Origin of the sequence: Paraburkholderia sp. EG286B (assembly GCF_040965655.1) — a bacterium.
In the GTDB taxonomy this organism is placed as follows: Bacteria; Pseudomonadota; Gammaproteobacteria; order Burkholderiales; family Burkholderiaceae; genus Paraburkholderia.
Window position 1 is genome coordinate 57059 of record NZ_JBFRCF010000023.1, and the last position, 13775, is coordinate 70833.

Genomic DNA, 13775 nt, shown 5'->3' on the forward strand with positions numbered 1-13775 from the left:
CCGGCTCCGTCATCCTGCTTAGCACGGGAAGCCTGGCATAAGAGGGCAGCGCAACCAGATCAGTCTCTTCGCGTTGGAGCGCGTCCCGAAACGTCGGGTAGGATAGAAGCCATGAACTGACCTGGCTGGCGCCCTTCCGCGAAATCAGGTTCAAGTCCGGAGAACCCGGGTAGAACGTATGCATGTTGGTCTCCATTCGTTATAAAAATGATAACGAATAGCTGCAGCGTGCGCAAGAACTCGCCGAGCAGAACGCGCAGCGGTGTGGCATTGCCTGTCAGTGTGATCAGTAACTGCAAAAGCCCCCCTGAAAAGAGAGCCCGCACAGCGCGGACTCACTGAAGACCCCGCGCCGGGCCCATCGTAACGTGGCAATTTCTTCTGCTCACTCTGGTCCCGGAAAGTCCGGCAATCTGGCTCGCGTATGGTTTCGATCTCCTTTCATTTTTCGGAGTTCGGACTGGGTCCGTAGTCATACGCGCCCCGTTCGGGCAGAATGCATCGTGGCGCAGGTTCGGTCGCGAAGCGCCAGAAGGAAACAAGCAAATTCGGGGATAGCAGTTGAAAAATGGAAGACCAGCCGCGGTTTTGGGCGGCATTGCAGTTGCGCTGACGTCCCAGCATGCCTTGGCGCAGAGTTCGGTTACGTTGGGCGGCATGACCGACATCAGCATGCGCTACCTGACGAACGACGATGCACAGAACAACGGCAGATTGTTCATGACAAACGGTGCAGTCATCAATAGCCATTTCGGACTGCGCGGTACGGAAGACCTTGGTCATGGCCGGAAGGCGGTCTTCGACGTTGAGAACAATTTCAATCCGCGGGACGGCAGCCCCGGCGACAACGGGAGACTCTTCGACAGCCAGGCTTATGTGGGCCTTGCAGGCCAGTATGGCACGTTGACATTTGGTCGCCAGAACACGCCGATGTTCGACCAGCTCATCAGCACCTATGATCCCCTGACATACGCGAACTATCCCGAGAATTCGTGGTTGCCTTATGCGCTGGGCGCAGGACTGGCCGCAGACAACGCGATGAAGTACAGCGGGCAGTTCGGCGGTATGTACGTTGGCGCGTTTTATTCGTTCGGCAGCAACTACGAGTCAACCGGCGCAAGCGGCTTCTCAGGCCAGATTCCTGGTCATCCCGGCGCGGGCACGATGTACGCCCTGCTTGCGTCGTATTCAAAGGGTTCGCTCAGCATGGCTGCGGGTATGCAGCAGGTAGGCGACAACTCGAGCGACAAGCAGTCGCTCGTACATGCGAACATGGCCTACGCGTGTGGGCAGACCAGGGTCTATGCCGGCTATTTGCGTTCGCGTGACAACACGGGTCTTGTCGATACGTTGCTTGCGGAACAGCCTGTTCCAGACGTCAGCCAGATGAAGAACACGAATCGCACCGATGACGGTCCATACGCCGGCCTGTCGTGGAAAGCGAACGGTCCTCTCTCCTTGTCGGGCGCGTTCTACTTCGATCACATGCGCAATGCGACGACGGGCGTGAATACAACTGGCAGCGGCAACCGCTACACGGTTGTTGCGCTGGCCGAATACTTATTCTCGAAGCGCACCGAAGTCTACGGAACGGTTGATTTCAACAAGGTCAGCGGAGCGGCCGGGGTGGAATTGCCGGGTCGCAGCGACCAGACGGGTGTTGCAATCGGTCTGCGAAACTTTTTCTGATCATCGGCCTGTCTTGTTGGTCTCACCAACCATGGCAAGAATCAAGGCAGAATATCAGCAGGACGTATCATTTACGCGCTGTTGAGAATAACGTCCGTGTAGCCACAGGCGCGCGTCACCAAGTTTTCGTTTAGAACCTAAGGTAGGTTTCCGCAATGTCTAGCTTACGTTTGCATTTCTGGTCGATCACGGCTACTGTCATCGCGTTTCTTGCGTCCCTGTGGATCAATCAGGAGGTATTCACGCACACGTCATTTGTACGGGGCGTCAACTGGATCTATCTGCCGTCAGGCGTCAGACTGTTGAGCACATTGCTGGTTGGTGTCGATGGATTCGTTGGCTTGCTGCTTGCCGGACTACTCGTGGACTTTGTCTACTGGTTTCCCCACGATCCAGTTCGGGCAATCGCGGGAGCGATCCTTGGTTCACTGGCACCGTATCTGGTCTACCGGCTTGCACTGGAGTACTACGACCTGCGTGCAACGCTGGCCAATCTCACGCCGAAGCGGCTCCTCATCCTCGCGGTTGCTTATTCGGTGGCAAATCCGCTGTTCCATCATTTGTGGTTTGCGCTGACCGGTGCAACGAAGGAATGGTTCGAGAGCTTCTTCAGCATGTTCGTCGGCGATCTGACGGGCACGCTGATCTTGCTGTATACGATGAAGGGAATTTTGGCCTTGTTGCCGAAACAACGGAGTAGTTCACGTATGTCAAACGGCATGTTCAACGTCCAGCTGGCGCTAAACAGGGCATATGACAATCAGTCAGCACGCCACGGCGCGTAATTTCTCGCCACTATTGTTCCTTGCCTTTACTCGAGCAAGTTTCTCTGCCCGCTGATATTCTGGTCCCGGAGGCGCGACGCTCGAAAGCCTGACGATGTGGTCCGGATAGCAGCCCCGCGTGAGGCTCACTCCATTTGACATATGAGGAGCTCGGCGATCCCGACGGCCACAGGGCTGTTTTCCGGTGTCCGGTTCCTTTCGTCCGCGAGCGCGCGGGATTGCTTCGTCGGCGATGGACTTCGAACTCTCAAACGTCACACCGCCATCCCACTCGAGGGCCACCGCCGCACCGCAGGAGGCACACTTGGAAGCCTCGCCGTCGTGCGAGTCGTCATCGAAGCATTGTTCGCCACGATGACCGCATTCTGCGCATTTGTAGATGTAGGGAACCTTGCCGGACCGCGCCATTTCGCCCCCCGTTTTCCGTTCCGCTAACCCGACGTCGCGCCGACTATCTTCACGTCGGCCATACGCGCGCGCAGCCGTCGCGCTACCACCCGCTGCGCTCGCGTGGTCAGGTCGTATGCCCTGGAGGGATCCGCCACCCGCGCAACAAAATCGACGCGACCGGCGACGGGTTTGCCGTTTTGCAATACCTCATAGGTCGCCGAAACCGCTATCCGTTCCACCGCGCTTTGCTTTTCGTGTCTTCCCTTGATTTCCTATGCCTCGCAACGCAGCGCCCGCGCTGTCTCTCGAATTCGCTTCGCCGCGTCTCGCGACGTGTCAGAAACGAGTGTCCAGTCATGATGCCACCAGCTTATAACTTCGGCGGCCTCGCCTACCGTGCGGGCGGCGACCACATCGCGAACTTCGTCTACGACTGCATCCCACCAGCTGGCGCCTTCGCCGTCGCTCGCTGTCGGGTCGATCGCCTGGCGATAGATTGCCTTTGCCGCATCAAGAGAGATATTCATGGTTTTCCGATCAAGCTTCAGTCCTGGCCTGAGCATCGAATCGTAGTGATCGATTCCAGGCGTGATGGGCAGTATGACCCACCGGCAGGAAATGCACGACTTCTCATCGGTCAAATCCCACGTCACGGCTACCACTGCAACCGCGGCGGTCAAGAAAAGGGACTTTGCCTTCGCTCCTGCGTCCCCCCGCGTTTGCCTATTCTGCAAAGACTTCCTGCAAGGTTCGAAGGGTGTCCGACAACGTTTTATCTGCAACCGAGCCTTCCTTCTTGACCAGTCGCACCTTGTCTACCGCACGAATCTGATCCAGAAGGATCAAGCCGTGCTTGCGCTTGAACGTTACCGGAATCCGAAAAGGGGCTGCCCGCCCTTTCGAGGTCATTGGAGCAACGAGGACCGTCCTCAGATGGTCGTGCATTTCGGGAGGCGAGACCACGACACAGGGCCGCGTTTTCTGGATTTCGCTATCCATAGTCGGATCGAGCGCGACCAACCAAACGTCTCCGCGCACTACCATGCAAGCCCCTCGTCGCCGGCGTTGGAGAGTTTGCCCATCACCAACTCGTCATCACCGCTCTGCGCGAGCGCCTTGCTCGCTTCCGCCCATCCTTCACGGGGTTTGTGGCGGGGGCGTCGCAGCACAATTGCGTCGTTTTCGACTTCCATTTCCACTTCGTGCTCCAATCCCAACTGCGCTAGCACGGGCTTTGGAATCAGCACGCCTTGCGAGTTACCCATTCTGCGAATCGTCGTTCTCATAGGATCACCGTAATTACAATGTTATGCCGACGGGTGTAACACGTCAACACAATGTTATTACGCACGAGATCGCGTGTCACTACCTGCCCGCCCGCGGACCGTCGTCAAACGCAGTAACCCTCCTGAGACTTCAAGATACGGGGCAACATGATCCAGATGCACGTGGCTCATCAAAACTTGGTCCGCTTCAAGTGAGTGTCCGGTCGCCATCAGGCGACCCGGGAATGTCCTCTTTCGCCCCCGCCGGACCTCGATGAACGCCAGCACGCTCCCGTGATTGCCTTAACCTATGAGCGAACCAGGGCGCGTTAAATGTGCAGCAGCCTGCTGCATAGAGGCGGCCGCGATAAAGCCCGTTGCTTTCTCACCGGCACTCCCGCTGATGCCTGTTACCGGGCAGCGCAGCCGCCGAAAGGCGTTGGCCAGGTTAAAGATATCCGGACTGTTAGTTGCATCCTGCCGCCACCTTGTACTCCTTTGGCCCCTGCCGTCACCTTCAGCAGCCGGCCAGACAAATGCATTGTTTTTTCGTAGAAAATACAAATTTTCTCGATCCAAACCAGAATAAATCATGCGTCACGCCATCGGATCGAATCACTGACTGGGAAGTCCGGGCGTTGGCACCAGCACCCCACGCCCGCTGAAAGATCGAAAACCTGCGCAAACTCCGCACACGCGACAAACAGCGCTTTACCGATCAGGAAGCGCTGTTGCGTGAAGCGTTTTCGGCACTGGATCGCGCGGACGTACTCGTAGTCCCTTCAGGCGGCGATGTACGTTATCAATGGGGGAGTTCGTCTTTAGCGTACAAGCGATTAAGAACATACAGAGCGGTGACTGTCCGGCCAACTCGCCCCAAAAGAACCAGGATGCGAGGCGTATGTACGTTATTTTCAGTTTGTACGCTTTTGGCGTACAATGAACTGAAAACGTACAGGAGAAAACCTTGAAGGCCGTCACCGACCGCCTTTCGGCCTCTGGGCAAACGGCGCTGAGCCTCGCCTGCGAAGCCTTTTCGGATGCCACCCGGCACTTTTCTGCGTCGCCGCGCTTTGATGCACCAGCGCGCCCGGATGACGCTGACGCATTGGTCCACTTCTCGGTTGCGGGCAGGCGGTTCGACATGCCCGTGGTGTTCGAACCCCGGTGGGAGTCCTCCTTCCACACCGTGCACCGGCACACGCAGGCCAAGCTTGATGCTGCCGCGGACGACCGGCGGCTGATGGTCATCACCTACCATGTGACGCCCAAGGCTGCAGCGGAGTTCATCGCCAGGCGCATTCCGTTTATGGACACGGCGGGCAACGTCTATCTCGACGAGCCAGAAGCCACGATCATGATCGTGGGCCGTGACAAGCCCGCGCTCAAGCCCACGGATACGAGCTCGCGCTCGACGACGCCCAAGGGCTTGCGGGTGACGTTTGCGCTCGCTTGCCAGCCTGGACTGGTCGAGCAGCCCATGCGCACCATCGCCGCCGAGTCGGGCGTGGCGCTCAACACGGTGAACCTGGCAGTCGATGACCTGATCGCGCGCGGGCTCGTCATCAAGAAGGCCACCGGCGAGCGCGTGATCGCCGACCGGCGCCGCTTCATCGCCGAGTGGGTGAGCCAGTACCCAACGGGACTGCGCAAGAAGCTCGGCGCCCGGCGCTTTACGAGCGGCGTCGGCATCGAGTGGTGGAAAGGCGCTCCGCTGTCTGACTTCGACGCGCGTCTGGGCAGCGAGTGCGCGGCTGATGTGCTCACCCATGAGATCAAGCCGGCGTCGGTCGCAGTGTATGTGCACGCTGGTGTGAGCACGGCCCTCATGAAGGCCGCGCGCCTTCGCCCTGACGATCAGGGTGAGGTCGAGATCCTCGAATCCTTCTGGCCGAAGCACGCAGAAAAAAGCTGGGACATCCCACCGGGCATCGTCCATCCACTCCTCATCTACGCCGACCTGATCGCCTCGGGCGACAGCCGGAACCACGCCGTTGCGCAGAGTCTCCATGACCGCTTCCTTGCAAGCTAAGGTGCCGGCCGAACGGCCGGTTCACCCGCTCACCGTCGCGCTGCTCGCCGACGTCACCCACGCGTGCGAGACCCTTGGGGCCCGGTTCGTGCTCGCGGGCGCGAGTGGGCGCGACGTCCAGCTTTGGCACATCCACGGCATCAAGGCGCCGGTTGCCACACGCGATGTCGATGTCGCCGTGTGCGCAGTCAGTTGGGATTTCCACCACCGGTTGGTCGACACGCTGCTCGCCAGCGGTCACTTCCAGCGTGACCCGAAGGCACAGCAAAAGCTCTTGTTCCGCCGCGAGGGAGATGAGTTCAGCGTCGAGCTCGACCTGGTCCCATTCGGTCCCATCGAGGCGCCGCCTGGCGAGATCGCGTGGCCGCCCGAGGGCGACTTCGTCATGACGGTGCTGGGCTTCCAGGAGGCGGTCGACACCGCGCAGCTGGTGGAGATCGGTGAAGGGCTGGTCGTGCCCGTCGTGTCGCTTCCTGCGTTCGTGCTGCTCAAGCTCATGGCATGGAAGGACCGGCGCACCATCAAGAACACCGACGCATCCGACCTGCTCTTCGTGATGCGCAAGTACTTCTACGCGGGCAACGAGGAGCGCGTGTACGAAGAGGCGCTGGATCTGCTCGAAGCGTGCGACTTCAACGTCGAAATCGCCTGTGCGGGGATGCTTGCGCGCGACGCGCGCGATGTGGCAAACAACGCGACCCGTGAAGCCGTGCGAGCCATGCTCCAGTCACCTGAGACCTACGCCACGCTGCAGGCCGACCTGCTCGCACGAGCGGTGACTCACATGTTCGGGGACAACGTTGACGATTCGCATGCGCTGCTCGAGGCATTCAGGGCGCAGTTCGTGATCGATGCGCCCGGGGGATAGCGCCGATCCAGCCGTTTGGTGGGCGAAGGACCGGCCACCCTCGCCGGTCCGTTCCCCACGGGTCCGCCCTCGCCCGCGACGTGTCATCGGCTTGGCCGATCATCGATGACAAACCATCGCATCCGTCGCTCGGGTTGATCCGGTACGGCCAGTTGGCTATCTCGCCGGTTTGAACGTCGGCCCGGTACAACGGGAACACGTGCTTTGCAATATCCGTATGTCGTAGCATTCATTGGGGCCCTCCGTTCTTCAAGTAGACGTGTCGAAATCCACTCTGACATATTGATGCCGTTCGATTTCGGAGGGCCTCGCTTCCCTGCCGGACTCCGCACCCCCAAAGGGAGGGCGGTGTCCATTCCATCTCGGTCGATCTCGGCCGGATGGAAGGCGTCGCGATGCACGTGCGGATGGCACACCCGCCACGATTCGTCTCTTTTGTCCATAACGTGGTTAGCGTTCCGCCGGTGGAAAAATTGACCGCAGGTTTCTGTCGAGAAGCCGATTAAGAGTCGCTAACGCAACCTGGACATGCTGCCAGGATATGGCCGTCATGGCCTCATGTTGCGGTTGTGTTAGCGACACTAAAGCTCGATCCACTCGATGCAGTTCGGTCGACGCGAGCATTCGGCAAATTCTCGCGCAGCCTCCCATGCAACCTCAATGGGTATGACTCGATAATTGGCTACGTCCGTCGTTTCCGTGTCAGTCAGGAAAAACGTGCTGGTACCATCGGGATCCAGTCCATTTATATTGCCTAGGGAAATGAACCCAGGATGACGTGCGTCGGGAAAGTAATGCGCAGTGGCCAACGGCCCATTGGCCATGACCGCCAAGGCTGGAAATTTGGCGTTGCCGTGGAACAGCCAGTAGTCGTTCGCCGCGCCGCTCCACTGCGCAAGCGCGGCGTCCAACTCCTGCCGCGTGTGCATTTCGCACGCGCCGCCAACATATTCCATTTTGATGGCTTCCATCACCTGTCTATGCCCCTATCAGTTCGGTGGCGGCTTGGGATCCGCTGAATTTCCAAAGTAATCCTTGGGCTGATCGTGCCAGTACTTCGTTGGCGCTATCGCGTTCTCTGGAGGAATGACCCGCAGCTTCGCATTTTTTGGAAGCAAAGTCTCCACTTGCCCATAGCAATAGTGACATGTTCCGAATGGGTGATTGTGGATCACCACTGCCTCCGTTATTCCCTCATCTCGCATGATCAAAGCCGCCTTGCCCTCAACGTGACCCGACGAGTCGTAGTTCGATAGCACCTGGCCTCCCGAGTACAGCTTTCTAACGTGGTACTGCCCATTTGCATCCGTGTAAAACATATAGCCAATGGTGGTCTTTCCATCGAACGGTGGGAGCGTGACAGCGTCCATGGATGGGAATTGCTCTCTGAGCAACGCAGCGTCTTCGGCCTCCTGCTTCGTGTTTATGTCGTTGAGGAGCCGCTTGTATTCGTCCTTGTAGCGGCTATCTTTCCCCGTCAGATCGTAGGGTGCGAGGAGTGTTCCCGGATGGCCAGTAACCTCCTCTTCGATTTCCATCCGTCTCGCGATTAATTGCAGCTTCTCCTGACGAATCCGCGCCGCCTCTTCCCGGTCCGCGCACTGCGAACACTCGCTCGAACTTTCGTTGCCATGCGGGCATTCACGGCCCAAAACGTCAACGAGAACTAGTGGGTTAGCGGTATACGCATAGAGGTTAATCCCGCCAGCTTGCCCTGCCGGATCTGACTGCAAGTATCTTCCGAGCACCGGGCTGTACGACCTGAACCGGTTGTAGTGAAGACCTGTTTCAGGATCGAACCAGTGACCCGGCCAGCGTAGGTTGTATTCCAATTCGTTGCCCGGAGCAACACAGATCTCCCCGTAAGGATTGATCTCCTTCGCACTCCATACGCATGCACCAGAAATATCCTCGATCCACTCCGGCAGCCCTACTTGATTCGAGAAAACGTAATAGGACCGGCCAGATGCCGGATCGGCATCCCAACTGTCGTAGTCAATGAACATGAATGGTAGATACGACGTCCCGTTCACATAGACGTATATCCGCAACCTTCCGTCTGGCGCAATCTCTGCGGCCAGACGGTCGCCGTCCCAGAAGTACTGCGTGCGCGCGCACCCCATCGCTTTCGCGATACGCCGGCAGAGTCCGTCGTACTCAGCGGTCCATATCTCCTCACGATCGCTCCATTGGACCTGCACCAGCAGATCCACGCTGTTGTAGTGCCAGGTTGTGCGACGGCTATGTTCGTCGATCTGCTCGGCCAGGTGATTGCGGCTGTTGTAGCGAAACACGCCACATGTGGCGCCCGAAAGCCGGTTGCCCTCGTCATAGCGCATCCACTGGCACGTCGGCGTCGACAGGAGGTTTCCGCCGCGGTCATATTCAAAGCGGCGAACGGTCCAGCCATCGCGGCTCTCGCCAACCAGCCGGTGCGCGGCATCGTATTGGTACTCGGCGGTGCCGCTCGTGCTGTCGATCACGCGCCGCAACTCGCCCGTCGCGCTGTACTGGTATTGCACGTAACGGACCGCTTCCGTGCGACCCTCCGGCCAGCTCAACCGCCCGGTGCATCGACCGTCTGCATCGAACCGGTACAGCACGTTGGTGCGGTTGCCAAGTCTCAAGAGTACCGTGCCGTCCGCTGCGCGCTGAAGCCGATGGACACCTCCGTCCGGCGTGTGAATCACCACGTCATCGGTTGGATCCGTTTCGTAGCGCACGGCGAAGCGCCCGAACCAGGTCGTGCTCGCGAGACGTCCGGCAACGAAGCTGTGCTCGACACCGCGCCCATCGCGCTTGTCGCCTGTACGGCGACCGTATGCGTCGTATGTCACTGTGACTTCGAATTTATCCGTCGATGCTCTGGTAAAGTTACCGCGACGGTCGTACTCGTAGGTATGGGTTTCGCCGCTCGCGAGAATGCGCCTGCTATGCAGGCCGTTCTCGCCTATCTCGAAACGCAGCAATATGTTGCCGGCGCCATCGCGTTTTTCGATCAGCCTGTCGCCCGCGTCGTATGCGTACGATTCGCGTATCGTGTCGTGTCGTGCCACACGGGTAAGCCGGCTCTTGTAGTCATACGTGTACCGGCTCTCGTTGCCGTTCGCGTCGATGACGGCCGTGATGTTTTGCTTGGGTGAATACCGGTATCGGACGGTGTTGCCCAGCGGATCGGTTTCGCTTTCACGCAGGTTCCACGATGCGATGGTGTAGCAATAGTCGCGTCCATCTTTGTCGCGCAACTGCACCACATTGCCGGCCGCGTCACGGTGCAGGCATTCAGCGTGCCCGGATTCGTCCGTGCGGCCGATCACGCGGCACGCTCCATCGCGCTCCTCGGCAGGCTCAAGCACAGCGGCGCTCGATGCGAAAGCGGCCGCCGCGACTGCTTCGATCTCCGGTGGCAGCAGCACCCTGTCCGTCAGCTCTTCGGGGCTGGCATCCCCCCAGAGCAGTTCCAGCGGCCTCGCAGGGACAACATGCGCAAGGGCATTGGGCAACTGTGGGGCCTCGTCTCGCGTCGGCCAGCGATTTCCCCAGCGATCCAGGCGTCCGGTATTTTCACCTCGCTCATCATAGAGCCAGCGCATGACGCGCCCACCCGAATCCACCTCCTCGACAATGCGTCCGCCGTCGCCGATCACGCGCTCGGTCACGCCGCCATATGGATCGACTATACGCGTCACCGTGCGCGCCTCGTTGTACAGGTAGGTCCATCTGCCGCCGTCGGCTTGCGTCACCACCGTGCGGCCAGGCTGATAGTCGAGCAGCACCCGCCACAGGCCGTCCTGCCCCGCGCTTTCCACGCAACGCCCGTCACGGTCGTAACGGTAGGAAAACGAATAACCATTCGCGTCCGTTTCGCGGATCATCCGTCGCCACGCGTCGTAGCCATAGGTCATCGAGGCACCGAGCGCATCGGTGGACGTGACGAGGCACCCGGCGGCGTCATAGCGATAGCGGGCGACGCACAGGACTGCGCCTCGAGGATCGGTCACACGTATTTCCACGACATGGCCGCGCGCTTCGTAAAGCAGGTCGATCACCCGGCGGCGCTGCTCACGCCCGGCTGTTTGCTCGATGTGCTGCAACGTGCCGTCGCCTGCATAGCGCAACGCGCTCTCGACACCCTCGTGCACATGGCATACGAGCCGCGTCGATGCTTGCGCCGCACTCGCACGTTCGAATGTGAATTCGCCGTGCGTGGCGTGAAGCAATACGAATCGATTCTCCCCCTGCTGCTCAAGTTCGTAGCCTGCGAACACATCCTCGTAGCGCCCTAAAGCACTGCGCCGGAACACATAGGCATGACCCTGGCCATCGACGTAAATCGCACGCGTGCGCAGCAAGCGCAGTTCGTGCTGGAAGCTGTGACGAAAGCCGAAGCCCAGCGCGCCGTCGCGCTCGCTCCAGTCGCTACGGTAGTAGCGTTCCCATTTGAATGCGGGCGCGTCGAGGGTCGCATAGTCGGCAAACTCATTCTCCGCCGTACCTCTCACCACGTCGACGGGGTGTCCTCCCTTGCATTCCCCTTGCTCCGTACGCTTGGATTCCCCGGCATCTTCGGGGGCGTGCGCCTTCTTGCGCAGCCCCCAACCCAGCATCAACATGGCAAGCGCATCGGGCATCGGAAAGCCGCCGATCAGCACGCTCGCATCGCCATCGATCAGCGTGCCCATTCCTGGCTCAACGCCGGGATCCTTGCCCATCAGATTGCTCATCGCCATCGCGATCGCGTCTGCCGCTGTCTGCGCTGCCGTCATCTCGGCGGCGGCCGCCCCGGCCCCATCCACGGCCTGGTCGGCGGCCGTCAGCCCGCCGGAGGCCACCGGCGCCGCCATTCCGGCAATGTGCATCGCACGCTTCAGCGCGCTCGCCTTCTCAGCGTCCTGCTCGGCATGCCCGGCACCGCTCATGCCAAGCGGATTGCAGTGACGCGTCAGGTCCAGCGCCATGCGCGCCGCGCGCGCGCCACCGATGAAAGTATTGCTCGATCCGGTGCAGATCTCGAAGATGGGCGCCAAGCCGCCACAGGTGGGCGCGAGGCCGATGTCGAGCACCCGTGCCGCGGGCATGCCCCCATACAGCACGCTCAGGCAGCCGCTTCCGATCGTCACGCCGCAACTCGGCATCGGCACACCATCACTCGGCGGGTGGGCGTGCGCATGTGGCACCCCGAGATGCGGCACGCCGATGAACGCCGCCGGCATGCCAGGCACAAGATTCGCACCGGGAATCATCGCCATGCCCGTATTGAGCAACTGGTCCAGCGCGCCGAGACTGCCCACCGCACCGTTCACGACATTAGTGACGCGGTCAAGCGTGTTGGCCTTCGGGTTACCGAGCTGCTGAAACGGCTGCGCGCCGGCGTTGACCGCACTGGCAAGCGCGTCGACCGACGTGTTGCCGGTCGGCGAGATCAACGGCGCACGCGCCGGGGGCGGCTCGCTCGCCGGGCTGGCCGGATTTCCCGGTGGGGTGCTCATTTATCGATGTGCCCTCCACGATATGCAGGAATCCGATCTTTCTCCATCTCGTAGGCTGTCGCCTGCGTCTTCAGGCCGGCCTGCGCATACAGGGCGGCCAGACGGTCGAGCAGCGAGCGGCGCTGATGCTCGCAACCGAAGCGCTCGCAGAGCGCTTTCGCCTCGGTCCACGTGCGTGCTGCCTCGGCAGTCTTACGCGCACCCAGCAGGGCCACGCCGAGCTTCTCCAGTGCGGCGACGCTCGCGTGCGGGAACATCAGCTTGTCCGCACCGCGGCTCGCGAGCGCGAAATATTCGACCGCGCGCGCGGGCTGTTTCACGCGCAGGCAAGCTTCTCCAGACGCCATGAGAATATTGAGCGTCACGCCCAGGTTGCCGCTGTCCGCCGCGGCATCGAGCGCATGCGCATACCAGCGGCTCGCATCGGCGTGCTGGCCGCTGCGCGTCGCGATATCGCCGATTCCGCCCAGCGCCAGCGCCTGCCCGAGCGAGTTGCGCTGCTCTCGATGCCAGCCATACAGCAGGCGATATTTCTCCAGCGCCTGGTCGAGCCGACCGTGCGTGAGATCGAGCGCGGCCAGTTGCATCGCCGCCTGCATCCGCTCAGCCAGCGGGCGGGCCGCGTCGTTCATCGCGCCCACCATGGCGTCCGCAGTTTTTTCACACGAAAAGTCGAGGTCAAGCGCGAGCACGTGTTGCGCTTGCGCACGCAACTCCTGCGGCAACAGGAAGCGCCGCGAACAATCGTCGCGAACGCAGAAGCGGTGGCCGTCCATCCACGCCTCGAAGCCATCGAGCGCGAGCAGCGGCAACACCGTTTCGCGATAGCCGGCGGCGTCCTCGAGGGTCGATGGCATGAGCCCCCAGACGATATCGACGCCTTCCGCAACCAGCGTGCGCACATGCCCGATCGCCGCTCTTAGCCGCATGGCGGGGTGCTGCGTCGGATCGGTGCAAAGCAGCGGGAGCTCGGCCCACGGCATCACGCCCTCTTGCGCGCGCGCCTGGTTCTCTGCGTCAATCTGCGCGGCGAGCGAAGCCATGCACTGCTGAACAAAGCGGCCCGACGCGGCGCATTCGAACGGAAACAGCAGGTAGACGCGCTGCCTGTCGCGCCGATCGCGTTCCTGCAGCATCCTGAACGCGAGCACGACGTCGAGATCGGTTGCGCCGAGCACGAGCGTCGGATAGTCGGGCTGCTCGATGAACGCGCCCAACGCAGCATCCTTGGCGGCAAATTCACGCTGCATCACCCAA

General features: G+C 60.7%; 11 protein-coding genes. 4 read left to right on the top strand and 7 right to left on the bottom strand.

The genetic code is table 11. The features are described 5' to 3' along the window. The first annotated feature begins 561 nt into the window (after window positions 1–561). Window positions 562–1689 carry a porin gene (locus AB4Y42_RS35180; protein WP_368696750.1) on the top strand — a complete coding sequence of 376 codons (1128 nt, stop codon included), beginning with the start codon at window positions 562–564 and terminating at the stop codon, window positions 1687–1689. 155 nt (window positions 1690–1844) lie between these two features. Next, window positions 1845–2474: a hypothetical protein gene (locus tag AB4Y42_RS35185; protein ID WP_368691842.1), complete on the top strand. Its 630-nt coding sequence runs from the start codon at window positions 1845–1847 to the stop codon at window positions 2472–2474. 662 nt (window positions 2475–3136) lie between these two features. On the opposite strand, the gene AB4Y42_RS35190 is transcribed toward AB4Y42_RS35185, so the two are convergent. The 4 genes from AB4Y42_RS35190 to AB4Y42_RS35205 all read right to left on the bottom strand — a co-directional run bounded on the left by AB4Y42_RS35190 (window position 3137) and on the right by AB4Y42_RS35205 (window position 4723). Beyond that, entirely contained in the window at window positions 3137–3544 is a 408-nt protein-coding gene (locus tag AB4Y42_RS35190) for a hypothetical protein (protein WP_368691843.1), read from the bottom strand. Between the two features lie 43 nt (window positions 3545–3587). Next, complete coding sequence (locus AB4Y42_RS35195) at window positions 3588–3908, bottom strand: type II toxin-antitoxin system PemK/MazF family toxin (protein ID WP_368691844.1); 321 nt, start codon at window positions 3906–3908, stop codon at window positions 3588–3590. Beyond that, window positions 3902–4150 (bottom strand): AbrB/MazE/SpoVT family DNA-binding domain-containing protein, encoded by a 249-nt coding sequence (locus AB4Y42_RS35200; protein WP_368691845.1) that lies wholly within the window; start codon window positions 4148–4150, stop codon window positions 3902–3904. Before AB4Y42_RS35200 ends, AB4Y42_RS35195 begins: the two co-directional genes overlap by 7 nt. Before the next feature lie 282 nt (window positions 4151–4432). Further along, entirely contained in the window at window positions 4433–4723 is a 291-nt protein-coding gene (locus tag AB4Y42_RS35205) for a hypothetical protein (protein WP_368691846.1), read from the bottom strand. 373 nt (window positions 4724–5096) lie between these two features. Between AB4Y42_RS35205 and AB4Y42_RS35210 the strand changes: the two genes are divergently transcribed. Further along, the gene (locus AB4Y42_RS35210) at window positions 5097–6161 is read left to right on the top strand and encodes a type IV toxin-antitoxin system AbiEi family antitoxin (RefSeq protein ID WP_368691847.1); all 1065 of its coding nucleotides are present in this window, start codon (window positions 5097–5099) and stop codon (window positions 6159–6161) included. Continuing rightward, window positions 6139–7029, top strand: a complete 891-nt coding sequence (locus AB4Y42_RS35215) for a nucleotidyl transferase AbiEii/AbiGii toxin family protein (RefSeq protein ID WP_368691848.1) — start codon at window positions 6139–6141, stop codon at window positions 7027–7029. The genes AB4Y42_RS35210 and AB4Y42_RS35215 overlap by 23 nt, the downstream gene beginning before the upstream one ends. 581 nt (window positions 7030–7610) lie before the next feature. Here the strand turns inward: AB4Y42_RS35215 and AB4Y42_RS35220 are convergent. The 3 genes from AB4Y42_RS35220 to AB4Y42_RS35230 are packed head-to-tail and all read right to left on the bottom strand — an operon-like array spanning window position 7611 to window position 13768. Then, on the bottom strand, window positions 7611–8000 hold the full coding sequence (locus tag AB4Y42_RS35220) for an Imm1 family immunity protein (RefSeq protein WP_368691849.1): 390 nt from the start codon (window positions 7998–8000) through the stop codon (window positions 7611–7613). An 18-nt stretch (window positions 8001–8018) separates the two neighbouring features. Continuing rightward, window positions 8019–12518 (bottom strand): RHS repeat-associated core domain-containing protein, encoded by a 4500-nt coding sequence (locus AB4Y42_RS35225; RefSeq protein ID WP_368696751.1) that lies wholly within the window; start codon window positions 12516–12518, stop codon window positions 8019–8021. Continuing rightward, entirely contained in the window at window positions 12515–13768 is a 1254-nt protein-coding gene (locus AB4Y42_RS35230; protein WP_368696752.1) for a hypothetical protein, read from the bottom strand. Before AB4Y42_RS35230 ends, AB4Y42_RS35225 begins: the two co-directional genes overlap by 4 nt. Window positions 13769–13775 lie beyond the last annotated feature (7 nt).